Genomic DNA, 26,235 nt, shown 5'->3' with positions numbered 1-26,235 from the left:
CCGTGCGGTGCCGCCCGTGCGGTCCGGCGTCGCGCCGCAGGCCCGCCGCCCGCCGCCGTCAGCCGGTGGCCAACGGCAGCCGGACGACGAACCGGCAGCCCTCGGCGACGTTGTGCACGTCCACCCGGCCGCCGTGCGCCTCGACCAGGCCGCGCACGATGGCCAGCCCCAACCCGCCGGAACCCGCCATCGGGCCGTTGCCCGCGTGCGGGGTGCGGGCCGGCTCGCCCCGGAACGCCACGTCGAACAACCGGGGCAGGTCGGCCTCGGGAATGCCGCCGCAGGTGTCGGCGACGGCCAGCCAGGCGACGTCGCCGTCGCGCCCGGCGTCGACCCGGACGGTGCCGTCGGCCGGCGTGTAGCGCACCGCGTTGAGCAGCAGGTTGCCCACCACCCGGCTCAGCTCGCGCTCGCTGGCGGTCACCGTGGGCCAGCCCGACTCGGCGGACAGCAGCCGGATGCGGCGCGCGGCGGCCAGCGGCGCGGTCCCGGCCAGGGCGTCGGAGACCACGTCACCCAGCGGCACCGCCGACAGTGACAGCCGCAACGCCCCGGCGTTGATCCGGGACAGCTCGAACAGGTCGTCGACCAGCCGGGTCATCCGGTCGGTCTCCACCCGGATCCGGCGGTGGTACTCGTCGACCGTCACCGGGTCGGCGACCACCCGGTCCTCCAGCGCCTCCGCCATCGCCCGTAACCCGGCCAGCGGGGTCCGCAGGTCGTGCGACACCCAGGCGACCAGGTCCCGGCGGCCCTTCTCGATCCGCCGCTCCCGGGCCCGCGCCTGGTCGGCCCAGACCGCCGCGGTGGCGAGCCGGCGGGCGAACAGCCAACCCACCGCGAGGCTGACCAGCGCCGCCGCCGAGACGGTGATCAGCACCACCTCCAGGTCGTGCGGGGAGAGGAACATCGCCTCGGCGATCACCGCGACCCCGGCCACCACGGCGCTCACCGTCATCGCCAGCAGCACCGTGACGTGCACGGTGATGGACCGGCCGCGTAGCAGCCGCAGCATCCCCGCGCCGAGCAGCCCCACCCCGCCGGCCGCGGCCAGCGCCGCCCCGAAGATCAACGCCAGGTCAGTCATCGGCCGGCTCGTACCGGTAACCCACACCCCAGACCGTGACGATGCGGCGCGGGTTGGCCGGGTCGTCCTCGATCTTCTCCCGCAGCCGGCGGACGTGCACGGTCACCGTGGACTGGTCGCCGAACCGCCACCCCCAGACCCGTTCCAGCAGCTCAGCGCGCGACAGCGCCCGGGCGGGATGCCCCATCAGGTGGGCGAGCAGGTCGAACTCGCGCAGGGTCAACGCCAGGTCGCGACCGTGCAACCGGGCCACCCGGGGACCGGTCAGCACGCTCAACCCGCCGTCGGTGAGCACCTGCGCCGTCGCCGTGACCGGCTCACCGCCGGCCCGGCGCAGCACCGAACGGACCCGCAGCACCAGCTCCCGGGGGGAGAACGGCTTGCTCAGGTAGTCGTCCGCACCCAGTTGCAGGCCGAGGATCCGGTCCGCCTCGTCACCCCGGGCCGTCAACATCACGATGGGTACGCCGTCCGGGCGCTGCCGCAACCGACGGCACACCTCCAACCCGTCCAGCACCGGCAGCATCACGTCCAGGACGACCAGCTGCGGAGGCGAGGCAGCCACCGCGGCGAGCGCGGCAGCCCCGTCCCCCACGTGGTCCACCTGGTAGCCGGCGTGCTCCAGATAGCGGCACACCACGTCGCTGACCGTCCGGTCGTCGTCGACCACCAGCACCCGTTGCGCCACCGGCACCTCCCTCTCGTGCCGGCCAGCGTAACGGCGCGACGGGCCGCCGAACCTTGCCAGCTGATTACGGTGCGCCGCTCAGGCCGCCCGGCGGTCCCGGGCCTGCGCGCCGTACGGCTGCACCACGGCCCGGCCGGGCTCGTCCAGCTCGTCGAGACGCAGCCGCCACCGGGACCGGCCGGCCCGTCGTCCCTGCGGTGGGCCGCTCGGACGCGGACCGAGCCGGAACAACAGCACCGTGATCAGGTAACCGCCGACCAGGAACCCGTGGCTGACCAGCCGGGGCACCGCCACCTGCGCGGTGACCAGGTCGTTGACCGACAGCAGGACCAGGGTCGCGACGAAGGCGCTCAGCATCGGCAGCAACCCGGCCGGCGGGGTACGGCGCAGCGCGACGAACAGGAAACCGGCGCCCACCGCGACGTTCCACGCCGCCGACTCGTGCCACAGGTGCTGCCCGGTCGGGTGCAGGTGCTCGGCGTTGACGCCCTGGCCCACCTGGGCCAGCCCGAGGGCGAGCTGGACCGCGCCGAGCAGCCCCAGGGCGACCCGCAGGCCGGCGGTCGACCCGCCACGCCACCGCTCGAACCGTCGTCGCCCCGGTGGCGGCACGGCGGCGAGGATCGACTCGGTCAGGTCGGGCACCGCCGCCACCACCCGGGTACGCGCCCGCCGGGTCACCATGGCGGCGACCTCGTGCCAGGCGCGGCAGTCCGGGCAACCGTCGAGGTGCGCCTGGACCGCGCCCCGCTCCTCGGCGGTCTCCTCCCCGTCGAGCTGGGCCGACAGGATCTCCCGCCAGGACGCGCACCGGTCGCTCATCCCGCCACTCCTCGTCCGTACCGTCGGCCGCTACCACGCAGCGTAGTGAACCGGACGGTCCCCTCGTCCGCATGGTACGGACCGGACCCGTCCGCCGGTTCACCCGTCGGCGCAGCGCTCCGAGAGGGCGTAGCGGACCAGCACCACGTCGCCGATCTGGCGTACCTCGGCGACCCGGGCCCGGCGACCCGGGTGCCACGGGAACGCACCGTCGCCGACGAACCGGGGGGCCCGTCGGTCGCCGACGAAGAACGGGGCGACCACCAGGTGCAGCTCGTCGGCGAGCCCGGCGGTGAGGAACTGGGCGTGCACCGTCGCGCCGCCCTCCACCATCAGCCGCTGCACCCCCCGGCCGGCCAGGTCCGCCAGGGCCCGGGCCGGGTCCAGCGGGTCACCCGCGTCGACCACGGTGGCCGCCCCGGCGAGCAGCTCGGTGGTCTTGTCCACCGCCGGCCCCGCGCAGTAGACGATCTTCTCGGCGTCACCGACGGTGAAGAACCGGGCCGCCGGGTCCAGCAACCCCCGGGCGGTCATGGTCACCTTCACCGGTGACGGCGACAGGCCGGCGGCCTGCCGGGCGGCCCGCAGCCGCGCCGAGCGGACCACCAGCCGGGGGTCGTCCGCCCGGATCGTGCCCGCGCCGACCAGGATGGCGTCGCAACCGGCCCGGACGGCGTCGATGCGGTCCATGTCCTCCGCGTTGGACAGCAGCAGCCGCTGCTCGGTGGCGTCGTCGATGTAACCGTCGATCGACGTGGCGCAGCTGAGCAGCACGTACGGCCGCCCGGTCGACGCCGGCACGGCGGTGGTCGCCGTCCCCGCCGGTACGACACCCATCAGTTCAACGACGGCAGGTCGACGGCCCGGGCCGCGGCCCGGCTCGCCTTGGCCGCCAGGTAGTCGGCGTTGGCGGGGGACAGGAACACCCCGGTCGGCACCACATCGGCCACCGCCACGCCCAGCCGGGCCAGCTGTTCGGCCTTGTCCGGGTTGCTGCTCAGCAGCACCAGCTCCGGCACACCGAGCACCGCCAGCATCTGCGCGGCGGCCCGGTAGTCCCGTTCGTCCTCGTCGTGCCCGAGCGCCACGTTCGCCTCGTAGGTGTCCAACCCGGCGTCCTGCAGGGCGTACGCGTCCAGCTTCGGGTAGAGGCCGATGCCGCGTCCCTCCTGACGCAGGTAGAGCAGGAAACCGCCCGCCTCGGCGATCCGCTGCACCGCCTCGCGCAGCTGCGGACCGCAGTCGCAGCGCTGGCTGCCGAAGACGTCCCCGGTCAGGCACTCACTGTGCGGGCGGACCAGCGGCGCCGCCCCGCCCGCCGCGTGCCTGCGCAGCGCGCCCGACCAGTCGCCCAGCCCGAACGCCAGGTGCTCCCGGCCGTCCACCAGCCCGTCGAACGAGAAGACCCGGGCGGTGGTGGCGAACCCGTCGGAGAACCGCAGGGGGACCGTGACCTGTGTCCGGACCGTCGCGGCCGGCAGTGCGTCGTACATGTGTCTCCTCTGTCAGGCGCTGCCGGCCAGCCCGGCAGCGGGTACCGGTGAGGAACCACCCTGAGTTCCCACCGTACGGTCACCCCGTCGTTCCCGCAGCGCGGACGGGCGACCCCGCAGCACCAGCACGGCGGCGCCCGGCAGGGCTGCCACCAGCACCAGCGCCCCGTACACCAGGGCGGTCGCCACCCCCTCGGCGGCACCGAGGCCGGCTGCCCCGAACGCCCAGGCGGCCATGCCCTCGCGCGGCCCGAAGCCCGCCATGTTGGCGGGCAGCCCCATCGCCAGCAGCGCGAGCAGCGTCAGCGGCACCAGCACCGACAGCGGCGCGGTGACCCCGGCCACCCGGCCCGCCAGCACGAACGTCGCCAGGTGGCAGCCGACCACCACGGTCGAGGCCAGCAGCACCCCCGGCCCGGTGCGCCGACCCAGCAGCCCGGCCCGCACGTCGGCGACGACGGCGCGCACCGCGCGGGCCCGCCGTGACGGCCCCGACCGGGGCAGCGCCCGGACCAGCACCACCAGCACCAGGCCCACCGCGACCGCCACCCCCGTCACCATCGGCAGGTACGGCCGCACCGGCGACGGCAGGGCCAGCAGCAGCACCACCGCGAGCACCACCTGGACCACCTGCCCGGCGGTCCGCTCCCAGACCACCGCCCGCACGGCCCGACCCAGGTCACCGGCCTCCCGGCCGTGGCGGACCGCCCGGTGCACGTCGCCGAGCACCCCGCCGGGCAGTGTCGCGTTGAGGAAGACCGCCCGGTAGCAGTCGGCCACCGCCGTGCCCAGCGGCAGCCGGATGCCGAGCGCCTCGGCGACCAGCCGCCACCGCCACGCGCAGCCGACCGTGGCCAGCGCGCCCAACGCCAGCGCGGTCAGCACCGCCGGGGTGTCGATCCGCCGCAGCCCGGCCAGCGCCGGGCCGGTGCCCAACCACCACAGTAGCGCCCCCACCAGGCCCACCCCGGCGAGGTTGCTCAGCCAGGCCCAGGCCGAGGAGCCCCGGGCCGCGGGGGAGGACGGGGTACGGGCGACAGCTGTGCCGGTGGGGTCCGGTGACACGCGGTTCCTCCTCGGGGATCTTGTCCTTTCTCACGTACCGGCCGGCGAACCGGTTCATTCCACCCCGGCGAGCAGGTCGTCGTGGCCGACGGTGACGGTGAGTCGACCGGCCAGCGCCTCGGCCCGTCGCCACCGGACGTAGTCGGCGGTCCGGTCGGCCAGCTCGGGCTGCTGCGCGAGCGCCGCGTCGAGCCAGCCGTCGAACCACTCGACGAGCAGCTTTGCCCGGTCCGGCCCGAGCCGCCACGGGCTCGGCCGCACGGTCACCGGTAGCCCGTGCCGGCCGAACTCCGCGACGGTCGCCGCCGCGGCGTCCGGCCCGAGCAGGTCCCGGCCGTCGACGGTACGCCGCTGGTGGGCGTCGAAGGCGGCGGCGATCTCGGCGTCCAGCGGGTCGGCCGGGTCGAACGCCACCCGACCGACCACGGAGAGCACGAACAGGCTCGGGCAGCCGACGCCCGCGCAGGCGCCCACCACCCGGCCGATCTCGTCGGCGCTGAACATGTCCAGCAGCGCCGACGCGGTGACCAGGTCGGCGTCGGCGAGGTCGGCGGCGGTCAACCGGGTGAGGTCGCCCTGCCGGGTGGTCACCTCGACCGGACTGCCGTCGGCGGCGACCGGCACCGCCGCGCCGGCCCGCTCCAGCAACCCCGGGTCCCGGTCGTGCAGCACCCAGCGCTGCGGGCCGGGCAGCAACGGGGCCAGCCAGCGCAGCATCGAACCGGTCCCGCTGCCCAGGTCGTGCACCACCCACGGGCGGTCCCCGCGCAGCGACGTGACGGAACCGACCCCGGTCACCTGCATCCCGGGTCCCCCCTCACCGGCCGGCGACAGGTCCGCCGCACCGCCGGTTGCCGCACCCGGGCCACCGGTGGCGGTCGTCGGCATGCCGGAACCACCGGCACCCGCCGTGCCGGTGCCGGTGAGCCGGGCGCGGAGCAGGTCGACCAGCTCCCCGCTGCGGGCCTCGGCGTCGGCGGGCTCCCGCAGCCGCAGCCAGTCGGCGAACGGTTCGGTGGCGTACGCGGTCATGTCCTCACTCCGTCCAGCACCTGGGAGATCACGGTCGTGGTGGCCGGCCAGCCGGGCAGGTCGACCCGCCGGTCCCGGGCCGCCCGGCGGAGGCGGTCCCGCAGGTCGGCCGAGTGCAGCCAGCGCCGCAGGGCGCCGGCCAGGGCCACCGGGTCGTCCGGGGGCACCAGCATCCCGGGCGGGGTGCCGTCGCCGGCCCGGCCCAGCGCCTCGGGAACCCCACCGGCGGTGGTGCCCAGCACCGGCAGCCCCCGGGCCAGGGCCTCGACCACCACCATCCCGTACGTCTCGGCCCGCGACGGCAGGACCAGCAGATCCGCCCCCGCGTACGCCGCCGCCAACGCCGGCCCGGTCAGCGGACCGTGCCAGCGCACCCGCCCGGCCAGCCCGCCCCGGTCGACCCGCTGCCGCAGCGCCGCCACGAAGGCCGGATCGCGGTCCAGCGCGCCGACGCAGTCCAGGGTCCATGGCCGGCCGGCTAGCCCGGTCACAGCGTCGACCAGCACGTCGTGCCCCTTGACCGGGGTGACCGCCGCGACGCAGAGCAGCGCCGTGCCGGTGGCCGTGCCGGCGGCGACGTCCGCCGGGTCGACACCGGGAACGGCCACCGTCACCCGGTCCGGGTCGATCCGGTGCCGGGCCAGCAGCAGCTCCCGGGTCCAGCCACTGGTGGTGACGAGCGCGTCGGCGTGCGGCAGCCCGCGCGCCTCGGCGTCGTCACCGAGCGGCATGTGCACCAGCACCACCTGACGCAGCCGGCCGGCCTGCGCCGCCAGCAGCTCCGGCACGGCCGAGGCGACCAACCCGTCGTAGAGCACCGTCGTGCCCTCCGGCAGGGCCGCGAGCACCCCGGCCAGCCGGGCCCGCGCCGCCTCGTCGGGGTGCGGCCACGCCCCGGGCACCCCGTGCTCGCGCACCGTCCACCCGGTCGCCGCGAGCCCGGCGCAGACCCGCCGGTCGTAGGCGTTGCCGCCGCTGGGGGTGGCCGGATCGTCGATGTCGCCGGGCAGGACGACGTGCACCGCCGGCACGGGTTACAGCGACCGCTCGTAGCTGGCCCAGGCGATGTGCGACTCGTGCAGGGTGACGGTGATCCCGGCCAGCTCCCGGGCGCCCTCGCCCAGCCCACCGGCGTGCACCCGGTCGGCGAGCCGGTCGGCGACGGCCCGGCACAGCACCTCGGTGGTGGTGTTCTGCCCGGCGAAGGCCGGCTCCTCGTCCAGGTTGCGGTACGTCAGGTCGGCCAGCACCGCCTTCAGCTCGTCGATCGCCCGGCCGATGTCCACCACGATGCCGTCGGCGTCCAGCTCCGGGCGGCGGAAGGTGGCGTCGACGACGAAGGTCGCCCCGTGCAGCTTCTGGGCCGGCCCGAACACCTCGCCCCGGAAGCTGTGGGCGATCATGATGTGGTCCCGTACGGTCACGCTGAACACGGTGTCTCCTCGTCGTAGCTGATCAGATGGCACAGTGCGGGCAGCTCCCCCGAGGCCAGGCGGCCGAGCACCTCGGGCAGCTCCGCGAAGCGGGACCGCCCGGTCAGCAGCGCGTCGAACACCGGGTCGGCGAGCAGCTCCAGGGCGAGCGCCAGCCGGTCGGCGAAACCGCGCCGGGACGCCCGCGCCGGGGAGACCGTGCCGACCTGACTGCTGCGGACGGTCAACCGCCCGGCGTGGAACGCCCCACCCAGCGACAGCTCGACCGGCCGGTCGCCGTACCAGCTCAGCTCGACCACGGTGCCCTCCGGGGCGAGCAGGTCCAGGCTGCGCTGCAACCCGGCGGCGGTGGCGCTGGCGTGCACCACCAGGTCCCGTCCACCGGTCGCCGCCGCCGGCAGGGCGAAGTCGACGCCCAGCGCCGAGGCGACCGCCGCCCGCGCCGGATCGGCGTCGACCAGCTCCACCCGCACCCCGGGGAAACGGGCCAGCAGGGCCGCCACACTGCACCCCACCATCCCGCCGCCGACCACGCTGACCCGGTCGCCGACCAGCGGCGCGGCGTCCCACAGGGCGTTGACCGCCGTCTCCACCGTGCCGGCCAGCACCGCGCGGGCCGCCGGCACGTCGTCCGGCACCGGGGCCACCGCCGACGCCGGCACCACGTACGCGCTCTGGTGCGGGTGCAGGCAGAACACCGTCCGCCCGCGCAGCGCCGCCGGGCCGACCTCGACCACGCCGACGCTGAGGTAGCCATACTTGACCGGGGCGGGGAAGTCGCCCTCCTGGAACGGGGCACGCATCGCCGTGTACTGGCTCTCCGGCACGCCGCCGGTGAAGACCAGCGTCTCGGTGCCGCGGCTCACCCCGGAGTAGCGGCTGCGGACCAGCACGTCGTCGGGGCCGGGCGTGGGCAGGGTCACCGGCCGCAGCTCACCGACGCCGGGGGAGCGGAGCCAGAAGGCCCGGGCATCGCGGATCACGCGGGTTTTCTCCTCTTCTGCCGGCGGAACCGAACGAAACGGCCGCGTCCTGCGTACCCACTGCCGAGGTCGTCGATCATAAACACGGAGGCAGGGTGTCCAGGGTTCGAACCGGTCCGGTGCTCGGCCTGACCGTACAAACCGTCCTGCTGGCAGGGCTGGCCGCGACCGTCGGGCTCGACGTCGCCGGTTGGCTGGCCGGCCTCGGGTACGGCGTGGTCACCTGCGTCGCGTTGCAGCGCGGTCTGCGCCGCCGGGGGGTCGACCGGCTCGGGCCGGCCGACCGGGTGACGCTGACCCGGGGGGTGCTGGTCGGCGGGGTGACCGCCCTGGTCGTCACCGGTTTTTCCGAACCGGCCCCGCTGGCGGTGCTGGTGCCGATGACCGCGGTGGCGTTGGCGCTGGACGCGGTGGACGGCTGGGTGGCCCGGCGCACCGGCACGGTCAGCGCCCTCGGCGCACGTTTCGACATGGAGGTCGACGCGTTCCTCATCCTGGTGCTCAGCGTCCAGGTGGCGCCGGCGGTGGGGCCGTGGGTGCTTGCCATCGGCGGCCTGCGGTACGCCTTCGTCGCCGCCGGCTGGTTGCTGCCCTGGATGCGCGGGGCGCTGCCGCCGCGCTTCTGGCGCAAGGTGGTCGCCGCCGCGCAGGGCGTGCTCCTGCTCGTGGTCGCCGCGGACGTGCTGGCCCGACCGTTGACCGCCGTGCTGGCGGCGGTGGCGCTGGCGTTGCTGGTCGAGTCGTTCGGTCACGACGTGGGCTGGCTCTGGTGGCACCGGTCGATCCGGTCGATCCGGCCCGTCCTGCCAGTCAGGCCCGTCGCGCCGACCGCCGGCACGTCGATCTCCGTCCCGCGGGTGTCGCCGGTCGGGATGCTGCCGTCCGTACCATCGGTGCGGCCCCGGGTGGAAGCCGTCGCCGACCGGCCGCCGTTCGTCGCCCACCAGCCGGTCTGATCCGGACCGTCGATCCCGCCCGGCCCTGCCGCCGGGCTCCCTGCCAGGAAGGACCTTCCGGAGTGTCGTTGTTGTCACGCCTGCGTCGCCCGAGCACGGCAACCGGGCGGGCCCCCGCCCGGGCCGACCGGTCCACCCCGACCGGCGGGCCCGCCGGCGACGCGCCGACCCCGACCCCGCCGGAGGCGGACCCGACGACGCCGCAGGCCCCGGCGGCGGCCGGGCGGGCCCGGTGGCGGACCGTCGCGGTCCGGGTGACCACCGTGCTGGCCGGGATGCTGGTCCTGGCGGTGCTGACCGCACCGGACCGGCTCGACCAGGTCACCCCGGTCGCGTTCCTGCGGGTGCCGGTCGAGGGGCTGCTGGCTGCCGCCCTGCTGCTGGCGCTGCCCGGTCGGGCCCGACGGCCGGTCGCCGTGTCGATCGGGGTGGTGCTGGGGCTGGTCGCCATCGTCAAGGTGCTCGACCTGGGCATGTCGGCCAGCCTGGCCCGCCCGTTCGACCTGGTCCTCGACTGGGTGCTGCTCGACGACGGGTACGCCTTCCTCACCGACTCGGTGGGTACCGGCGGCGCGGTCGCCGCCGCCGTCGGGCTGGTCGCCCTGGTGGTCGCGTTGCTGGTGCTCACCAGCTGGTCGGTGCTGCGGTTGACCCGGGTGGCGGCCGGGCACCACCGGGTCGCCACCCGGGTCGTCGCCGGCCTCACCGCGCTGTGGGTGGCCGCCGCGACGCTCGGTGTGCCGGTCGCCGACTCCGGCACGGCGACCCTGGTCGGGCAGCACGTCGGTCAGGTCGGCGCGGGCCTGCGGGACCGTCGGGAGTTCACCGACCAGGTCACCCGGGACGCGTTCCGTGACACGCCCGGCGACCAACTGCTCACCGCGCTGCGCGGCAAGGACGTGGTGCTGGCGTTCGTCGAGAGCTACGGCCGGGACGCGGTCGAGGACCCCGAGTTCGCCGGGCAGGTCGGTGCGGTGCTCGACGGTGGCACCCGGCGACTGGCCGCCGCCGGGTTCACCGCCCGCAGCGGCTTCCTGACCTCACCCACCGCCGGTGGCGGGAGCTGGCTGGCCCACGACACCCTGCTGTCCGGGCTGTGGATCAACAACCAGCAACGGCACGACAGCCTGCTGGCCAGTGACCGGTTGACCCTCAACGGGGCGTTCCGGCGGGCCGGCTGGCAGACGGTCGGGGTGATGCCGGCGGCCACCTCGCCCTGGCCGGAGGGGGCGTTCTTCGGCTACGACCGCTACCACGACGCGGCGGGGCTGGACTACCGGGGACCGCAGTTCAGCTACGCGCCGATGCCCGACCAGTACACCCTGTCCGCCTTCCAACGCCGGGAGCGGGCCAACCCTGACCACGCGCCGATCATGGCGCAGATTCCGCTGGTCTCCAGCCACTCCCCGTGGGTGGCGATCCCCCGCATGCTGGACTGGGACCACGTCGGGGACGGTTCGATCTACCGCCGGCCGACGTCGGTGGCGTTCAACCCGAAGAACGTGGTGGGGCGGAGCACCACCGAGGTGCGTACCGGTTACCGCCGGGCGATCGAATATTCGCTGAACAGCCTGATCTCCTACGTCCAGACGTACGGCGACGACGACCTGGTGCTGGTCTTCCTCGGTGACCACCAACCGTCCCCGCTGGTCACCGGCCCGAACGCCAGCCGGGACGTGCCGATCACGGTGGTCACCCGCGACCCGGCGGTGCTGGCCCGGGTGGGTGGCTGGGGCTGGCAGGAGGGGCTGCGTCCCGGCCCGGACGCGCCGGTGTGGCCGATGGACACCTTCCGGGACCGGTTCCTCACCACGTTCGGGCCGCAACCGCCGGCCCACGTCGCCGCGCCACGCTGACCCCGGCGGCGGCCGAGCGCGACGCCGGTCGGCGGCCCTGCACTGCGCTGGTCGGTGGCACTGCGCTGCGCCGCCGGCCCGGCACCCGGCTGATCCCCGGCGGCACCGACGCCGGGGATCAGCGCTTCGTGGACAGCCGCAGCGCGTTGCAGACGTCGGCCACGCCGGGCACCTGCCAGGCGACCTCACCGGCGAGCTGCCGGGCCTCGACGTCGGGCACCACGCCACCGAGGATCACCACCCGGTTCTGCACGGTGACGGTGATCCGTCGGGCCCGCAGACCCACCCCGCCCACGATCCGGTACGCCACCTCGGCGGCCAGCCGGACGTCGTCACCCGGTGGGCCGGGCGGGTCGGGCTCGGGACGCAACCAGCTGTCGTCGGGCAGCGGCCACGGCATCACCACGCCGCGCTCCTCTCCCGGGGCCGGTCGGCCGTGCCGGCCCGGGACCAGTCCACCGCCTCCTGACGGGTGTCGAAGACCGGGAAGACCCGGTCGAGCCGCATGGTGTGCAGAGCGGTGCGGACGAACCGGGACGGTCCGGCGAGGCTGAGCCGCCGGCCGCGTTGCCGGGCGTCCTGCCGGGCCCGGACCAGCACCCCGAGGGCGGTGGAGTCGATCAGGTGCACCCGGACCAGGTCGACCACCACGTGCCGGTCGGCGTCGACCGCCTCCGACAACGCGCCGTGCAGGTCGTCGCCGGTGGCGATGTCCAGGTCCCCGGCGGCGGTGACGATCGCCACCTGGTCGGTGTGCTCGACGCCGAGCACCCCGGGGGGGTCGGTGCGGCGGGGCGCGCGGGCCGGCACCGGGGCCGGTTCGGGGACCAGCTCGCAGCGGGGGCAGCGGTGCGGGCCGGTGGCGAACGGCGAACCGGTCCAGCCCTGCTCGGCGACGAACGTCCAGACCACCTCGGCGTCGGGCAGGACACAGGCCGGGCCGGTGGCGACCGTCCCGCAGCTGTCACAGATCAGGGTCATCATCGGGTCGTCCGGTACGACGGTCATCGGATCTCCTCCTTGAGGATGGCCGTGGCGGCCCGGTGGTCGCGGCGGCCCGGTGGTCGTGGCCCGGCGCGCGGTGGTCGACCGGAGACCCCGCATGCGCCGGACCACGACCGGTTCCGGTGGGTCAGGGCTCGGTGCGGCCGCCTGCGGTGCCGACGACCAGCGCCACGGCGACCCCGGCCAGGCCGACCTGCACGATCAGCTGCCGCAGCGTGTAGCCGTCACCGTCGATGCCGACCAGCCGGCTCAGGATGGTGCCGAGCAGCGCGGCGACCAGGCCGACGGCGAGCGTGAGCCAGACCGGGACCTGCTTGCGGCCGGGGATGACGAGCCGGCCCAGCGTGCCGACCACGAGCCCCACGACGACGGCGGCGACGATGCCGGGCACGCTCATCGGCTGTGCTCCCGGACCCGCCGCGGCGCTGGTCGCCGGTGGACGGCGGACGGGACCAGCCCGTCGCCCACCGGCAGTGCCCTCGGGGTGGTGACCATGGGCAGCACCCGGGACACCCGGGCGGCAGTCAGCACGCGCAACGCCCGGGGGCTGGGGTCGCGCAGCGTCAGCACGCCGCCGTGGCGGGTCAGCTCCCGGTGCACGTCGAGCAGCAGCCCGACGGCGGCGGCGTCGAGGTGCCGGCATTCGGAGAGGTCCACCACCACGTGGGCCGGGCGCAACGCGACGAGCCGGTCGAAGACCTCCCGGGACCGGGCCAGCGCGGCCAGGTCCAGGTCGTCGGTGACGCACACCTCCACCAGCGGTACGGTGCACTCCGGGCGGGATGCTCCCACGATCGGCCTCCTTCCGGCTCGCTGTCCGGACCCAGCCTGGTGGGCGAGGTTGGCGGGGGCCGCGCGGACGTATGTCAGTTGCGTGACAAATTCCGCGTACGCCGAAGCCGGTTCGTCATCGTCGGCGCGCACCGGGCACGATTTCCCGATGGCGGGCGTACTGGTGATCGAGGACGACGACCGGATCCGTCTGGCGCTGCTGCTGGCCCTGGAGGACGAGGGCTATCTGGCGCGCGGGGCGGCCACGGCGGAGGAGGGGTTGCGGGCGCAGCGGCAGGAGGCGGCCGACTACGTGCTGGTGGACCTGATGCTGCCCGGCCTCGACGGTTTCGAGTGCATCCGGCAGTTGCGCCGCGACGACGACGTGCCGATCGTAGTGGTCAGCGCCCGCGACGACACCCACGACATCGTCGCCGCGTTGGAGGCGGGCGCGGACGACTACCTGGTCAAGCCGGTCGCCATCAAGGAACTCTCGGCCCGGTTGCGGGCGCTGCGCCGCCGGGGGCGTACCGCCGTCGCGCCGTCGGCGGCGGTGCCGGTGCTGGTCTTCGGCCCGTTGGAGATCAGCCCGGAGGCCGGTGAGGTGCGCCGGGCGGGACAGCCGGTGCCGGTGACCCGCACCGAGTTCCGGTTGCTCTGCGAGCTGGCCGAGCACGCCGGCCGGGTGCTGTCCCGCCAGCAGCTGCTCAGCCGGGTGTGGGGCTACGAGACCGGTGACGAGCGACTGGTCGACGTGCACGTGGGGCGGCTGCGGCAGAAGATCGAGGCCGACCCGGCCAACCCCCGGCACCTGGTGACCCTGCGGGGCCTCGGCTACAAGCTGCAACGATGAGGCGGCTCGGCCTGCGGGCCCGGGTCACCGCCGCGTTCGCGATCGGGGCGCTGCTGCTGTCGGCGCTGATGGCGTTGATCTCGTACGAGCTGGTGCGCCGTTCGCTGCTCGACGAGCGGGAGCGCACGGCGCTACGGGCGGCGTACTTCGACGCAGCGGTGGTGCGGGCCGGCCTGGACACCGACACCCCGGACGTCTACGAGGTGCTGCGCACCCTGGACACCGGTGGCACCCGCCGGGCGCTGGTGCACCGAGACGGCCGCTGGTACGCCCGCACCGCCGACGAGGGCCCGTCCGGGGCGGTGCCGGCGGGGCTGATGGCGATGGTCGCCGACGGTGAGCCGGCGGTGCAGCGGATCCGGGTCGACGGGCAACCGGCGCTGCTGGTGGGGGTGCCGCTGGCCGACTCGACCGGTTACTACGAGATCACCTCGCTGCGGGAGCTGGAGCAGACCTTCCAGGTGCTGGCGTTGGCGCTGACCGTGGTGGCGGTCACCGTGGCCGGCTCCGGTGCGGCACTGGGCTGGTACGCCACCCGGCACGGGCTGCGCCCGTTGACGGCGGTGGCCGACGCGGCGGAGAAGATCGCGGCGGGGGACGTGACCGCCCGGCTCGCCCCGGGCACCGACCCGGACCTGGCCCGGCTCTCCACCTCGTTCAACCGGATGGCCGACGAGGTGGCGGTCCGCATCGAACGGGACCGCCGGTTCGCCGCCGACGTCGCCCACGAGCTGCGCTCACCCCTGCAGACGCTGTCGGCGGCGGCCAGCGTGCTGTCCCGGCGTCGCGACGGGTTGGACGACCGGACGGCCACCGCCGCCGGCCTGGTCAGCGAGGAGATCACCCGGTTCCAACGGCTGGTCAACGACCTGATCGAGTTGGCCCGCAGTGACCGGCCGGTGCAGCGGGAGGAGGTCGACGTGCTGGCGTTGGCCCGGGGGGTGTGCCGGGGGCGGGGGCTGCCCGAGTCACTGGTCCAGCCCGGCCCACCCGCGCCGGGGCGATGGTCGGTGGACCCTCGGCGGGTGGAGCAGGTGCTGGTCAACCTGCTGGACAACGCGGTCCGCTACGGCGGTGGCCCGGTCGCGGTGCGGCTGTGGGTGTCCGACGGGGTCGGGGTGGTGGAGGTCGACGACGAGGGGCCGGGGGTGCCGGTGGCCGACCGGGAAGTGGTCTTCGACCGGTTCGTCCGGGGTCGGGCCGCGCACGACCGGGCCGGCGGGGACGGCACCGGCCTGGGGTTGGCGCTGGTCGCCCAGCACGCCGCCGCGCATGGTGGCCGGGCCGGTGTCGGTGACCGGCCCGGCGGCGGCGCCCGGTTCCGGGTGGAGCTGCCGGGGGCCCGGCCGTGACCCGCCCGCTGCGTTCCCCGGCGGTGACCCGGCGGTTGCCGTGGTCGTGGCGGTGGCTGCTGCCGGCGGTGGCGGCCCTGCTGCTCGCCGGGTGCGGGGTGCCGGCCGACGATCGGCCCCGGGCCGTCGAGCCGCCGTTCGGGCCGCCGGCCGCACCGGCGGCGAGCAGTGTGCCGGGTCGGGTGGAACAGGCGTTCTGCCTGGTCCGCGCCGGTCGACTGGTCCGGGTGGTCCGGCAGGTCGACGCGTCCGGCGGGGTGGACGGGCACCTGCGGCGGCTGCTGGCCGGCCCCGACGACGCGGAGCGGGTGGCCGGCCTCGGCACCGCCCTGCCCGGTGCGGTGCATGTGCTGGGCGCCCGGCTGGTCGACGGGCGGGCCCAGGTGGAGGTGGAGCCACTGGGGGAGGAGTCCGGTCGCAGCGACGAGGTGCTGGCGTACGGTCAGATCGTCTGCACCCTGGACAGCCGACCGGACGTCGCCGGGGTGTCGTTCCTGCGGCGGGGCCGGCCGCTGGAGGTGCCCCGGGCCGACGGTTCGCTGTCGTCGGGCCCGTTTACCGCCGCCGACTACCCCGCCGCCACCGGTCCGGACTGACGACCGCGCCGGGCCCGGGGTACGACCAGCGGGGTGCCGGTCTCCGGGTCCTCGACGATCCGGCAGGGCAGCCCGAACACCTCCTCGACGAGCGCGGCGGTGACCACCTCGCGCGGGTCCCCCTGGGCCACCACCCGACCGTCGCGCATGGCGATCAGGTGGGTGGCGTAGCGGGCGGCGTGGTGCAGGTCGTGCAGCACCGCGACCAGGGTGCGGCCCTGCTCCTCGTGCAGTCGGGCGCACAGGTCGAGCACCTCGATCTGGTGCGCGACGTCCAGGTAGGTGGTGGGTTCGTCGAGCAGCAGCAGGGAGGTCTGCTGGGCCAGCGCCATCGCGATCCAGACCCGCTGCCGCTGCCCGCCGGAGAGTTCGTCGACGGGCCGGTCGGCCAGCTCACCGACGCCGGTGGCGGCCATCGACGCGGTCACCACCTGTTCGTCCTGCGTGGACCACTGGCGCAGCAGGCCCTGGTGGGGGTAGCGGCCCCGGGCGACCAGGTCGGCCACGGTGATGCCCTCCGGGGCGACCGACGACTGCGGGAGCAGGCCGAGGGTGCGGGCCACCTCCCGGGAGCGCAGCGAGTGGATGTCGCGGCCGTCGAGCAGCACCGTGCCGGCGGTCGGTCGCAGCGTGCGGGCCAGGGCCCGCAGCAGGGTGGACTTGCCGCAGGCGTTGGGGCCGATCACCACCGTGAACGACCGGTCGGGCACGGCGACCGACAGGTCCCGGGCCACCACCCGCCGCTCGTAGGCCAGGGTCAGCCCGACCCCACCGAGTCGACTGTCCTCGGTCACCGTGTCCTCCTCAGATCCGGGCCGCGCGTCCCTGCGCGGCGAGCAACCACACCAGGTAGGCCCCGCCGACCAGGCCGGTGACCACCCCGACGGGCAGTTGGTGGCCGTCGATCGCCCGCTGCGCGGCCAGGTCGGCGGCGAGCAGCAGCACCGCCCCGGTCGCGGCGGCGGCGGCCAGGTTGGGGCCGGGCGCCCGGGTGAGCCGGCGGGCCAGGTGCGGCGCGACCAGGGCGACGAACGAGACCGGCCCGGCGGCGGCGGCGGCCCCGGCGGCGAGCAGCACCGCCGCCCCGAGCAGCAGTTGCCGCACCAGCGACACCGGCACCCCGAGCGCGGTGGCGGTGTCGTCACCCAGTTCGATCACCGACAGCGCCCGGGCGGTGCCGACCACCACCGGCGTCAGCAGCGCCAGCAGGCCGAGCAGCGGGACGGCCTGTGCCCAGCCCCGCCCGTCGAGGCTGCCGGTGAGCCAGAGCACCGCGCGGGCCGCGTCCATCAGCGGGGCCCGGGTGAGCAGCCAGCCGTTGACGCCGGTGAGGATCGCCGTGGTGCCGATGCCGACCAGCACCAGCCGGTAGCCGTGCAGGCCGTGCCGGCCGGCCACCGCCCACAGCAGCAGGCCGGTGGCGAGGCCGCCGAGCAGCGCCGCGCCGGACAGCAGCAGGGTGCCGCCCCCGGCAACCACCACGATCAGCGCACCGGTGGCCGCGCCCTGGGTGACCCCGAGCACGTCGGGGCTGCCCAGCGGGTTGCGGACCAGCGACTGGAGGACCGCGCCGGACAGCGCCAGGGCGGCGCCGACGGCGAGCGCGGTCACCAGTCGGGGCAACCGCAGCTCACCGACGATGAAGTCCTCGGCGGCGCTACCGCCGCCGGTGAGGGTGCGCAGCACGTCGGTGGGGCTCATCGGGTAGTCGCCGCCACCGATGGCGAGCACCCCGAGGACGACGGCCAGGGCGGTGGCCCCGAGTCCGACCACCAGGGACCGGCCGCGCCAGCGCACCGAGCGGGTGCCGATGCGGACCACCCGGTCCGGTGGGCGGGTCGGTGCGGCGGTGGCGCGGGCGCGGCTCATCGGCGGGCCACCAGACGCAGGAACAGCGGCCCGCCGAGCACGGCGGTGACCAGGCCGACCTGGAGTTCACCGGGTCGACCGAGGACCCGGCCGAGCACGTCGGCGCCGAGCAGCAGCACCGGGGCGAGCACCGCCGCGTAGGGCAGCAGCCAGCGCAGGTCGGGGCCGGTCAGGGCGCGGACCAGGTGGGGGACGAGCAGGCCGACGAAGACGATCGGGCCGCAGGCGGCGGTGGCCGCGCCGCAGAGCAGGGTGACCGCGGTGACGGTGCCGGCCCGGACCAGGGCGGGGCGGGCGCCGAGCGCGCGGGCCGCGTCGTCGCCGAGGGCCAGGGCGTTGAGTGGGCGGGCCCCGGCCAGCCCGACCAGCAGGCCGGCCAGGATGAACGGGGCCACCGTGGCGACGGTGGTGAAGTCGGCGTTGACCAGCGAGCCGACGGTCCAGAACCGCAGCCGGTCCAGCGCTGCCGCGTCGAGCAGCATCACCGCGCTGACGTACGAGTAGAGCACCGCGTTGAGGGCGGCCCCGGCCAGCGCCAGCCGCTGCGGGGTGGCCTGCCGGCCGCCGCCGACGGCGTGCACCGCCACGGTGACGACGACCGCGCCGAGCAGGGCGAACCAGATCCAACCCCGCACCGTCGCGACGCCGAGCAGCGCGGTGCTGGTGGCCACGGCGGCCGACGCTCCGGCGTTGATGCCGAGCAGACCGGGGTCGGCGAGGGGGTTGCGGGTGAGGGCCTGCATCAGCGCGCCGGCCACCCCGAGGGCGGCCCCGGCGAGCAGCCCGAGCAGGGTACGGGGCAGCCGCATCTGCTGCACCACCGCATGCTCGGGGGAGGTGGGGGAGGTCAGACCGTGCCACACCTCGACCAGGGTGAGCTGTTTCGCGCCGACGGCGATGCTCAGCACCGCCACCGCGACGAGCAGCAGCAGGCCCGCGCCGAGCCCGGCGGTCCGGACGCCGGTGCGCCGACGGTTCGTCGTCGCTCCCGGCAGGACGGTGGGTGGGGACAGGGTGGCGGACAGTGTCGGCTCCAGGGGGCGAGAGTGGCGCGCGCCGATTGTTGACAGCGATTTAGGTTAGGTTACCCTAACCATGCCGTCGCGGACCGGCGCGGCTCCGGCCTGACCGAAAGACGTCACATGCTGCCTTCCTCGTCCTCACCCCGACTCTCCCGCCGCGGCCTGCTCGCCGCCGGTGGTGGCGTGGCCCTGACCGCCCTCCTCGCCGCCTGCGGCGGGGGCGACGACCCGGCGAAGCCCGCCGCCGGTGGTTCCGCCGGCCCGTGGAGCTTCACCGACGACCGGCAGCGCAAGGTCGACGCGCCCGCCGCGCCGACCCGGGTGGTCGCCTTCACCGGGGTGGCCGCCGCGCTCGTCGACTTCGGACTCGACTCCCAGCTCGTGGGCGTGTTCGGGGAGACCACCCGGACCGACGGTTCCCGCGACCCGCAGGCCGGGGACCTCGACGTCGACCGGGTCACCGTGCTCGGCAACGTCTGGGGTGAGTTCAACGTGGAGAAGTACGCCGCGCTGCGCCCCGAGCTGCTGGTCACCCACATGTACGACCCGGACGCCCTCTGGTACGTCCCGGACGAGAGCCGCGACAAGATCCTCCAGCTCGCGCCGAGCGTGGCGATCACCACCGCCCGGACTCCGATGACCCGCCCGATCGAGCGCTATGCCGAGCTGGCCCGCTCGCTCGGCGCGGACCTGTCGGCCACGAAGGTCACCGAGGCCAAGGCCCGCTTCGAGGCCGCCGCCGAGCAGGTGCGGGCGGCGGTCAAGGCCAACCCGGGCATCCGGGTGATGGCCTCCTCGGGCAGCCCCGACCTGTTCTACGTCTCCAACCCGAAGGTCAGCACGGACCTGATGTACTTCGCCGAGCTGGGCGTGGAGATCGTGGTGCCGACCAAACTTGAGTCCGGCGACTACTTCGAGGCGCTGAGCTGGGAGAACGCCGGCAAGTTCCCGGCCGACCTGATCCTGCTGGACAACCGTTCCACCGCGTTGCAGCCCAAGGACCTCGCGGCCAAGCCGACCTGGGCGCAGCTGCCGGCGGTCCGGGCCAACCAGGTCACCCCGTGGGACGCGGTGCCCCGCTTCTCGTACGCGGGCGCGGCCCCGCTGCTGGAGAGCCTGGCCACCGCGATCCGTTCCGCCAAGCGTCTCGGCTGAGGCTGCCACCGGATCGCCGCAGCCGCCCGGCCGGGTCGGCCCGTCGAGAGCGGGCGGACCGTCGCCCGGCGCGACCGGTGGTGGGCGGGGTGCCCGCGTGCGGACACCCCGCCACCGGGCGTCACCGTGCCGACCGCTGCACCGGTGGTGTGCCGGTGCGGTCGTCTCCGTCCGCCGCTGCGGTGCGCCAGCCGCCGCAGGTGCGGACAGGACGACGGAAGCCGGTTCAGGCCGCTTCGACGGACCGGGTGCGACGCGCGGCCCGACCGGGCTGCTCCCAGCCGGTGCGCTGGTCGTCGGCGCCGCCGGTCGTCGTGTCACCGGCCATGGTCAGCGCCCGCTGCGCGTTGCGCGCGGCGTCGCAGGGCCACTCCTGGTGCTCGCAGAGCAGGTTGTCGCAACGCCCCACCTGGTCCGGATGGTGTGCGTCGATCACGTCGAGGGCCATCCGCCACAGGAGCGGATCGGTCACCCCGGCGGGCACGGCGGCGCGGGTATGTCGCTGCGGGCGGTCGGTGTCGGGCATGGTCTCCCCCTTTGTCGGTACCGGAGAAGAGTCTCCACCGGGTCGGGTGGCAAAACCAACCGACCTTGGTGGGGATCACCACTCCACCCTTGTTGTGCAACTCGTTGCATAGCAGGATGCCGGGATGGCCCTCGAACACGCGATCCTGGTCTCGCTGCTGGAGCAGCCGGGCTCCGGCTACGAGTTGGCCCACCGGTTCGACCGCTCCATCGGTCGGTTCTGGACCGCCACCCACCAGCAGATCTACCGGGTGCTCGCCCGGATGGGGACCGACGGCTGGATCACCGCCGAACAGGTGGGCCAGCACGGCCGGCCCGACAAGCGGCGCTGGTCGGTCACCGGCACCGGCCACGCCGTGCTCACCGACTGGCTCCGCGAGGAGGTCCAACCGGAGGCGGTGCGCCACGAACTCGCCGTCAAGGTCCGGGGGGCCGCCTTCACCGACCGGGCCGGCCGGGTCGCCCTGCTCGTCGAGGTCGCCCGGTACCGCGCCGACCACGAGGCGGTGCTGGCCCGCTACCTGGCCGGCGAGCGCCGCGACTTCCCCGGGGGCGTCTCCGGCGACGACCGTGCCGCCCTCCAGCACGTCGTGCTGCGCGGCGGCATCGCGTACGAGCGGATGGTGCTGGCCTGGCTCGACGACGTCCTGGCCATCCTGCGCGGCCTGGACCACTGACCACCCGCACGCGCCGACCGCTGACCACCTTCGGAGAAGGGACCACCTCGCGATGACCGACGACAACCTGCTGCTCGACCCGCACCGTTACGACCCCGACCACCTGGACGAGGAGTCCCGCCGGCTGCTGCGGGCCACGGTCGACTTCTTCGAGCGCCGGGGCAAGAAGGCGCTCGTCGACAGCTACAACGACCACACCTGGTACGCCGACTTCCTCGACTTCGTCGCCGCGCAGGGGCTGTTCGCGGCCTTCTGCACCCCGGCCGCCGACGGTGGCGGTGACCCGGCCAAACGCTGGGACACCGCGCGCAACGCCGCGCTCAGCGAGGTGCTCGGCTTCTACGGGCTCGGCTACTGGTACACCTGGCAGGTCACCGTCCTCGGTCTCGGCCCGGTCTGGCAGAGCGACAACGCCGCCGTCCGCGCCCGCGCGGCGGGGCTGCTCGACGACGGGCACGTGATGGCGTTCGGCCTCTCCGAACGGGCCCACGGCGCCGACATCTACTCCACCGACATGCTGCTCACCCCCGACGGCGCGGACGGCTTCCGGGCCACCGGCGGCAAGTACTACATCGGCAACGGCAACGTCGCCGGGCTGGTCTCGGTCTTCGGTCGCCGCGCCGACGTCGAGGGGCCCGACGGCTACGTCTTCTTCGCCGCCGACAGCCGGCACCCGGCGTACCGGCTGGTCCGCAACGTGGTCAACGCGCAGATGTACGTCAGTGAGTTCCGGCTGGAGGACTACCCGGTGCGCGCCGAGGACGTGCTGCACACCGGCCGTGCTGCGTTCGACGCCGCGTTGAACACCGTCAACGTCGGCAAGTTCAACCTCTGCACCGCCAGCATCGGCATCTGCGAACACGCCATGTACGAGGCGGTCACCCACGCCCACCGCCGGGTGCTCTACGGCCGGCGGGTCACCGACTTCCCGCACGTCCGCCGGGAGTTGACCGACGCGTACGCCCGGTTGGTCGCGATGAAGCTGTTCAGCGACCGGGCGGTGGACTACTTCCGCTCGGCCGGCCCCGACGACCGGCGTTACCTGCTGTTCAACCCGATGACCAAGATGAAGGTGACCACCGAGGGCGAGCGGGTGATCGATCTGCTCTGGGACGTCATCGCCGCCAAGGGGTTCGAGGCGGACACCTACTTCGACAAGGCCGCCCGGGACATCCGGGGGCTGCCCAAGCTCGAAGGCACCGTGCACGTCAACCTGGCGCTGATCCTGAAGTTCATGGCGAACTACTTCTTCGCCCCGGCCGAGTTTCCCCCGGTGCCCACCCGGCACGACCCGGCCGACGACGGGTTCCTGTTCCGGCAGGGCCCGGCGCGTGGTCTGGGCGCGATCCGGTTCCACGACTGGCGGGCCGCGTACGCCGCCCGGGCCGAGGTGCCGAACGTGGCCCGGTTCACCGCCCAGGCCGACGGGTTGCGCGAGTTGCTCGCCGCCCACCCGCCGGGCGAGGAGCAGCAGGGTGACCTCGACTTCCTGCTCGCCCTCGGGCAGCTCTTCGCGTTGGTCGTCTACGGTCAGCTCATCCTGGAGCAGGCCGGGGCGACCGGGCTCGACGTCGACCTGCTCGACCAGATCTTCGACGTCCTGGTCCGCGACTTCGCCGGCCACGCCACCGAACTGCACGGCAAGCCGACCACCACCGACGCCCAGGCCACCTGGGCGCTGACCCAGGTCCGTCGCCCGGTCGCCGACGCGGCCCGCGCCGGCCGGGTCTGGTCCCGGGTCCAGGCCCTGGCCGGCCGATACGAGATGACCCCCTGATCCCGCCCGTGGTGTCCCGTGGTGGGATGCCGTGCGGGTGTCGGCCCGTCGGCGGGGAGCGGACCCGGGTGTCGCGCCGCTGGTCCGGGCCGGGGCGGCGGGCCCGTTCCGGGAGGTCGTCCGGCGGGGAGGGAGTCAGCAGATGCTCCGGGACGTCCTGCTCGGTGTCGCCGTCGCGGCGCTGGCCACCTGGGCGGCGTTGCTGGTCGGCCTGCTGATCGTGCGGCCCCGGGGTGCGCTGCTCACGGAGGCGCTGCGGCTGCTGCCGGACCTGCTGCGGCTGCTGCGCCGGCTGGCCGGTGACGCCACCCTGCCGCGCGGGGTACGGGTGCGTCTCGGCCTGCTGATGGCCTACCTGGCGGTCCCGATCGACCTGATCCCGGACTTCGTTCCGGTCATCGGGTACGCCGACGACGCGATCATCGTGGCCGCGGTGCTGCGCGCGGTGGTCCGCCGGGCGGGTGTCGACGCGGTACGCCGGCACTGGCCGGGCACCGAGGACGGCTTCGCCGCGCTGTGCCGGCTGACCGGCATCCGCCCGCCCGACGGCGACCGGCCGGCAGCGGGTTGACGCCGCAGCCGCGCGCCGCACCGGTCGGGGCCCGCGACGGCCCGCGCCCAGGCCGACTCGCCGACCCGGCGGCTCAGCCACCCCCGGCCCGGGGAGCCGCACCGCCCGGAGCCGACCTGCCGGCTCAGCCACCCCCGACGCGGGGAGCCGCACCGCCCGGGGCGTGCGGCCCGGGGTGGCGCGGCTGGGGGAGGATGCGGGCATGCTGTTGATCGTCCCCGCCGACCCGCTGCGCCCCCGTCGAGCGGACCCGCACTTCGCGCCGGAGGCACAGGCCGCCCGCGAGGCCGGCCACCGGGTGGCCGTCGTCGACCACGACGCGCTCGCGGCGGGCCGCGACCCGGGGCGGGCGGTCGCCGGGGTCCCCGCCGACGACGACGCGGTCTACCGGGGCTGGATGCTGTCCGCCACCGGGTACGCCGGATTCGCCGAGGCGCTCCGCGCCCGGCAGGTGACCCTACGCACCGACCCCGACCAGTACCGCCGTGCCCACGAGCTGCCCGGGTGGTACGCCACCGCGGCGACGCTCACCCCCGAGTCCCGCTGGACGGTCGGCGTCGACCGGGCCGACTTCGACCGGGCGCGAGCCGGGCTGGGCGCCGGCCCGGCCGTGCTGCGCGACTGGACGAAGTCCGCCAAGCACCACTGGCACGAGGCGTGCTTCGTCCCCGCGCTGGCCGACGCGGAGGCCGCCTGGCGGATCGCGACCCGGCTGCGCGAACTGCGCGACGACGACTTCACCGGTGGTTTCGTGCTGCGCCGGTTCGAGCCGCTGTCCGGTGTCGAGGTGCGCACCTGGTGGGTCGCCGGCCGGTGCGTGCTCACCGGCCCGCACCCGGACACCCCGGGGGAGCTTCCCGACGCCCCGGTGGACACCGGGCCGCTGGCCCCCGTGCTGTCCGCGCTCGGTCTGCCGTTCGTCACCGCCGACCTGGCCCGGCATGCCGACGGTCGGTGGCGGCTGGTGGAGATCGGCGACGGCCAGGTCAGCGACCGCCCGTCCACCATGGCCCCGCAAGCCCTGGTCGCCGCCCTCACCTGACGGCGGTCGGTGCCGGGCGGCCCGCCCAGCCGGTGGTGATCAGCAGCAGCGCGGCCAGGTAGGTGGTCATCACCCACAGCCCGTGGCCGGGCAGTCGGACACCCGTCGCCTCGACCCCGATCAGCAGGTCGGACAGGAGGAACAGCGCACCTCCGGCGGCCACCCGCCGGGACACCCCCCAGCCGGCGGCGGCCATCAGGCTCAGCGCCAGGCTGTAGCCGAGCACCGGCAGCCGCAGGTCGCCCAGCCGGCCCCAGAGCAGCGCGTTCCCCGCCGCCCACAGGGTGAGGTATCCGGCGACTGCCCCCGCCGGTGGCCGCCGGTGGCGCAGGAACGCCACCAGGAACGCCGCCTGGGTGCCGAGGAAACACCCCATCCCGATCAGGAACGCGGTGGTGCCGGGGACCAGCAGCGCCACGTCACCCGCCGTCGCGCAGACCAGCCCGGTCGCCACCGGGTCCCACCGCCGCCGTACGGTGAGCAGCCAGCCGAGCAGCAGCGGGGCGAGCAGCGGCTTGGCCGCCCACTGCACCGCTGTCGAGTCGAGCGCGACCCCGGTCAGCTCCACGGCGGTGACCAGCCCGAACGACCCGAGAAGCCACCGTCCCGCCACCCCGGTCGTCCCTGCGGGCTGTGGCACCCCCGCCGGCTCTGGCACCCCGGTCGGCGGTGGCGGCACCGGCACTCCCGCCGGAGACGCGCCGGCCCCCGCCTGGTGCGGCGCGGGACGCCCGGGTGGGCGGTCGGGTCGGGAGCGGCTCATCGGGCGGGCTGCCAACCGGGGCGGCCGAGGACATGCCCGAGCCGGTGCCGCCACGAGCCGGCCCGCCGGACGTCGGCCCAGATCGCCGCGTACTCGTGGGTGGCCACCCGCAGCGGGTTGTAGGTGCCGATGTTCGTGGTCAGCCCGTACCGGACGGGGGTGTGTTCCGGGGCGAAGCTGCCGAAGAGCCGGTCCCAGACGATCAGGATGCCGCCGTAGTTGCGGTCCAGGTACTCGCGGTTCGCCCCGTGGTGCACCCGGTGGTGCGACGGGGTGTTGAAGACCCACTCGACCGGTCGGGGCAGCCGGTCGATCCGCTCGGTGTGCAGGAAGAACTGGTAGAGCAGGCTGACCGACTGCTGGAGGAAGATCATCCAGGGTGGGATGCCGAGCAGCGCCAGCGGCAGCCAGAACGGCAGCGAGGTCATCGGCGTCCAGCTCTGCCGCAGCGCGGTGGACAGGTTGAAGTGCGTGCTGGAGTGGTGCACCACGTGGCTGGCCCAGAACAGGCGTACCTCGTGGTGGGTGCGGTGGAACCAGTAGTAGGCCAGGTCGTCGGCGAGGAACAGCAGCACCCAGGTCCCGACGCTGGTGGGGGAGAGCTGCACCGGGGCGACGGTCCACAGCGCGACGTAGAGACCGACGGTGAGCAGTTTCCACGGGAAGCCGATCAGTTGGCTGCCGGCGCCCATGGTGAGGCTGGTGGTGGTGTCCCGCCGCTCGTAGCCGCGTTCGTCGTCGTCCGGCGCGAACCGGTACGACCACGCCTCGACGGCGATGAGCAGCAGGAACGCCGGTACGGCGTAGAGCACGGCGGGGATCATGCGCGACGTTCCCTTCCG

The 26,235-nt window shown here is 75.0% G+C and carries 27 protein-coding genes and 3 pseudogenes; 10 read left to right on the top strand and 20 right to left on the bottom strand.

Translation table 11 applies throughout. The annotated features are described in order from the left end of the window. Positions 1 to 58: 58 nt before the first annotated feature. The 10 genes and pseudogenes from AB0K25_RS19465 to AB0K25_RS19420 all read right to left on the bottom strand — a co-directional run bounded on the left by AB0K25_RS19465 (position 59) and on the right by AB0K25_RS19420 (position 8,603). Positions 59 to 1,087: a HAMP domain-containing sensor histidine kinase gene (locus AB0K25_RS19465; RefSeq protein ID WP_219462615.1), complete on the bottom strand. Its 1,029-nt coding sequence runs from the start codon at positions 1,085 to 1,087 to the stop codon at positions 59 to 61. Further along, positions 1,080 to 1,775, bottom strand: coding sequence for a response regulator transcription factor (locus tag AB0K25_RS19460; protein WP_208566612.1), 696 nt, complete (start codon positions 1,773 to 1,775; stop codon positions 1,080 to 1,082). Before AB0K25_RS19460 ends, AB0K25_RS19465 begins: the two co-directional genes overlap by 8 nt. A 78-nt stretch (positions 1,776 to 1,853) precedes the next feature. Then, positions 1,854 to 2,597, bottom strand: a complete 744-nt coding sequence (locus tag AB0K25_RS19455) for a zf-HC2 domain-containing protein (RefSeq protein WP_363821508.1) — start codon at positions 2,595 to 2,597, stop codon at positions 1,854 to 1,856. A gap of 99 nt (positions 2,598 to 2,696) precedes the next feature. Beyond that, a complete protein-coding gene (locus AB0K25_RS19450) occupies positions 2,697 to 3,434 on the bottom strand; it encodes a dihydrofolate reductase family protein (RefSeq protein WP_219462611.1) in 738 nt (245 codons plus the stop codon). Beyond that, entirely contained in the window at positions 3,434 to 4,090 is a 657-nt protein-coding gene (gene ribA / locus AB0K25_RS19445) for a GTP cyclohydrolase II (protein WP_363821505.1), read from the bottom strand. The genes AB0K25_RS19450 and ribA overlap by 1 nt, the downstream gene beginning before the upstream one ends. A gap of 114 nt (positions 4,091 to 4,204) precedes the next feature. After that, positions 4,205 to 5,074, bottom strand: a pseudogene (locus AB0K25_RS19440) (lysylphosphatidylglycerol synthase domain-containing protein); the annotation flags it as partial. 135 nt (positions 5,075 to 5,209) lie between these two features. Further along, positions 5,210 to 6,187 (bottom strand): class I SAM-dependent methyltransferase, encoded by a 978-nt coding sequence (locus AB0K25_RS19435; RefSeq protein ID WP_363821503.1) that lies wholly within the window; start codon positions 6,185 to 6,187, stop codon positions 5,210 to 5,212. Continuing rightward, positions 6,184 to 7,218 (bottom strand): glycosyltransferase family 4 protein, encoded by a 1,035-nt coding sequence (locus AB0K25_RS19430; protein ID WP_219462605.1) that lies wholly within the window; start codon positions 7,216 to 7,218, stop codon positions 6,184 to 6,186. The genes AB0K25_RS19435 and AB0K25_RS19430 overlap by 4 nt, the downstream gene beginning before the upstream one ends. A 3-nt stretch (positions 7,219 to 7,221) precedes the next feature. Continuing rightward, the gene (locus AB0K25_RS19425; protein ID WP_219462602.1) at positions 7,222 to 7,620 is read right to left on the bottom strand and encodes a 6-carboxytetrahydropterin synthase; all 399 of its coding nucleotides are present in this window, start codon (positions 7,618 to 7,620) and stop codon (positions 7,222 to 7,224) included. Further along, a complete protein-coding gene (locus AB0K25_RS19420; RefSeq protein ID WP_363821499.1) occupies positions 7,608 to 8,603 on the bottom strand; it encodes a zinc-binding alcohol dehydrogenase in 996 nt (331 codons plus the stop codon). The genes AB0K25_RS19425 and AB0K25_RS19420 overlap by 13 nt, the downstream gene beginning before the upstream one ends. Before the next feature lie 95 nt (positions 8,604 to 8,698). Here AB0K25_RS19420 and AB0K25_RS19415 point away from each other — a divergent pair. Continuing rightward, positions 8,699 to 9,397: pseudogene (locus AB0K25_RS19415) on the top strand (CDP-alcohol phosphatidyltransferase family protein); the annotation flags it as partial. A gap of 416 nt (positions 9,398 to 9,813) precedes the next feature. Then, positions 9,814 to 11,415: pseudogene (locus tag AB0K25_RS19410) on the top strand (sulfatase-like hydrolase/transferase); the annotation flags it as partial. Positions 11,416 to 11,533: 118 nt separating this feature from the next. Here AB0K25_RS19410 and AB0K25_RS19405 read toward each other — a convergent pair. The 4 genes from AB0K25_RS19405 to AB0K25_RS19390 form a co-directional block, all read right to left on the bottom strand. Next, on the bottom strand, positions 11,534 to 11,821 hold the full coding sequence (locus AB0K25_RS19405; RefSeq protein ID WP_357534425.1) for a BON domain-containing protein: 288 nt from the start codon (positions 11,819 to 11,821) through the stop codon (positions 11,534 to 11,536). Then, positions 11,815 to 12,423 carry an STAS domain-containing protein gene (locus tag AB0K25_RS19400; RefSeq protein ID WP_219462599.1) on the bottom strand — a complete coding sequence of 203 codons (609 nt, stop codon included), beginning with the start codon at positions 12,421 to 12,423 and terminating at the stop codon, positions 11,815 to 11,817. Before AB0K25_RS19400 ends, AB0K25_RS19405 begins: the two co-directional genes overlap by 7 nt. A gap of 124 nt (positions 12,424 to 12,547) precedes the next feature. Then, a complete protein-coding gene (locus AB0K25_RS19395; RefSeq protein ID WP_208566599.1) occupies positions 12,548 to 12,817 on the bottom strand; it encodes a GlsB/YeaQ/YmgE family stress response membrane protein in 270 nt (89 codons plus the stop codon). Beyond that, on the bottom strand, positions 12,814 to 13,212 hold the full coding sequence (locus tag AB0K25_RS19390; protein ID WP_363821496.1) for an STAS domain-containing protein: 399 nt from the start codon (positions 13,210 to 13,212) through the stop codon (positions 12,814 to 12,816). Before AB0K25_RS19390 ends, AB0K25_RS19395 begins: the two co-directional genes overlap by 4 nt. A 148-nt stretch (positions 13,213 to 13,360) precedes the next feature. On the opposite strand from AB0K25_RS19390, the gene AB0K25_RS19385 reads away from it, so the two are divergent. The 3 genes from AB0K25_RS19385 to AB0K25_RS19375 are packed head-to-tail and all read left to right on the top strand — an operon-like array spanning position 13,361 to position 15,992. Beyond that, positions 13,361 to 14,044 (top strand): response regulator transcription factor, encoded by a 684-nt coding sequence (locus AB0K25_RS19385; RefSeq protein WP_357534429.1) that lies wholly within the window; start codon positions 13,361 to 13,363, stop codon positions 14,042 to 14,044. Continuing rightward, positions 14,041 to 15,396, top strand: a complete 1,356-nt coding sequence (locus tag AB0K25_RS19380; protein WP_208566597.1) for a HAMP domain-containing sensor histidine kinase — start codon at positions 14,041 to 14,043, stop codon at positions 15,394 to 15,396. Before AB0K25_RS19385 ends, AB0K25_RS19380 begins: the two co-directional genes overlap by 4 nt. Before the next feature lie 56 nt (positions 15,397 to 15,452). After that, positions 15,453 to 15,992 (top strand): GerMN domain-containing protein, encoded by a 540-nt coding sequence (locus AB0K25_RS19375; RefSeq protein ID WP_219470067.1) that lies wholly within the window; start codon positions 15,453 to 15,455, stop codon positions 15,990 to 15,992. Here AB0K25_RS19375 and AB0K25_RS19370 read toward each other — a convergent pair. From AB0K25_RS19370 to AB0K25_RS19360, 3 genes are read right to left on the bottom strand one after another with little or no spacing between them, the layout of a single operon-like run. Further along, the gene (locus AB0K25_RS19370; RefSeq protein WP_219470065.1) at positions 15,965 to 16,753 is read right to left on the bottom strand and encodes an ABC transporter ATP-binding protein; all 789 of its coding nucleotides are present in this window, start codon (positions 16,751 to 16,753) and stop codon (positions 15,965 to 15,967) included. The two genes, AB0K25_RS19375 and AB0K25_RS19370, sit on opposite strands and share 28 nt — an antisense overlap. Positions 16,754 to 16,796: 43 nt before the next feature. Next, complete coding sequence (locus AB0K25_RS19365) at positions 16,797 to 17,861, bottom strand: iron chelate uptake ABC transporter family permease subunit (protein WP_357534431.1); 1,065 nt, start codon at positions 17,859 to 17,861, stop codon at positions 16,797 to 16,799. After that, complete coding sequence (locus AB0K25_RS19360; protein ID WP_255598234.1) at positions 17,858 to 18,856, bottom strand: iron chelate uptake ABC transporter family permease subunit; 999 nt, start codon at positions 18,854 to 18,856, stop codon at positions 17,858 to 17,860. The genes AB0K25_RS19365 and AB0K25_RS19360 overlap by 4 nt, the downstream gene beginning before the upstream one ends. A 147-nt stretch (positions 18,857 to 19,003) precedes the next feature. Between AB0K25_RS19360 and AB0K25_RS19355 the strand changes: the two genes are divergently transcribed. Further along, a complete protein-coding gene (locus AB0K25_RS19355) occupies positions 19,004 to 20,038 on the top strand; it encodes an ABC transporter substrate-binding protein (RefSeq protein WP_357534433.1) in 1,035 nt (344 codons plus the stop codon). Between the two features lie 226 nt (positions 20,039 to 20,264). Here AB0K25_RS19355 and AB0K25_RS19350 read toward each other — a convergent pair whose 3' ends face one another. Then, the gene (locus AB0K25_RS19350; RefSeq protein ID WP_363821493.1) at positions 20,265 to 20,564 is read right to left on the bottom strand and encodes a hypothetical protein; all 300 of its coding nucleotides are present in this window, start codon (positions 20,562 to 20,564) and stop codon (positions 20,265 to 20,267) included. Between the two features lie 124 nt (positions 20,565 to 20,688). Here AB0K25_RS19350 and AB0K25_RS19345 point away from each other — a divergent pair, with 124 nt between their 5' ends. The 4 genes from AB0K25_RS19345 to AB0K25_RS19330 all read left to right on the top strand — a co-directional run bounded on the left by AB0K25_RS19345 (position 20,689) and on the right by AB0K25_RS19330 (position 24,630). Further along, entirely contained in the window at positions 20,689 to 21,240 is a 552-nt protein-coding gene (locus AB0K25_RS19345) for a PadR family transcriptional regulator (RefSeq protein WP_219462588.1), read from the top strand. Between the two features lie 52 nt (positions 21,241 to 21,292). Then, complete coding sequence (locus AB0K25_RS19340; protein ID WP_363821490.1) at positions 21,293 to 23,017, top strand: acyl-CoA dehydrogenase; 1,725 nt, start codon at positions 21,293 to 21,295, stop codon at positions 23,015 to 23,017. 142 nt (positions 23,018 to 23,159) lie between these two features. After that, the gene (locus AB0K25_RS19335; protein WP_363821488.1) at positions 23,160 to 23,588 is read left to right on the top strand and encodes a DUF1232 domain-containing protein; all 429 of its coding nucleotides are present in this window, start codon (positions 23,160 to 23,162) and stop codon (positions 23,586 to 23,588) included. 202 nt (positions 23,589 to 23,790) lie between these two features. Further along, on the top strand, positions 23,791 to 24,630 hold the full coding sequence (locus AB0K25_RS19330; protein WP_363821486.1) for an ATP-grasp domain-containing protein: 840 nt from the start codon (positions 23,791 to 23,793) through the stop codon (positions 24,628 to 24,630). Here AB0K25_RS19330 and AB0K25_RS19325 read toward each other — a convergent pair. Further along, positions 24,623 to 25,243: a lysoplasmalogenase gene (locus tag AB0K25_RS19325; protein WP_363821484.1), complete on the bottom strand. Its 621-nt coding sequence runs from the start codon at positions 25,241 to 25,243 to the stop codon at positions 24,623 to 24,625. The genes AB0K25_RS19330 and AB0K25_RS19325 overlap by 8 nt on opposite strands. Before the next feature lie 146 nt (positions 25,244 to 25,389). Beyond that, a complete protein-coding gene (locus tag AB0K25_RS19320) occupies positions 25,390 to 26,217 on the bottom strand; it encodes a sterol desaturase family protein (RefSeq protein WP_219462579.1) in 828 nt (275 codons plus the stop codon). Positions 26,218 to 26,235 lie beyond the last annotated feature (18 nt).

It is taken from the genome of Micromonospora sp. NPDC049257 (genome assembly GCF_040678915.1).
In the GTDB taxonomy this organism is placed as follows: domain Bacteria; phylum Actinomycetota; class Actinomycetes; order Mycobacteriales; family Micromonosporaceae; genus Micromonospora; species Micromonospora antibiotica.
Note: the sequence above shows the minus strand (reverse complement) of the source record. Positions and strands in the feature narration are given on the sequence as shown.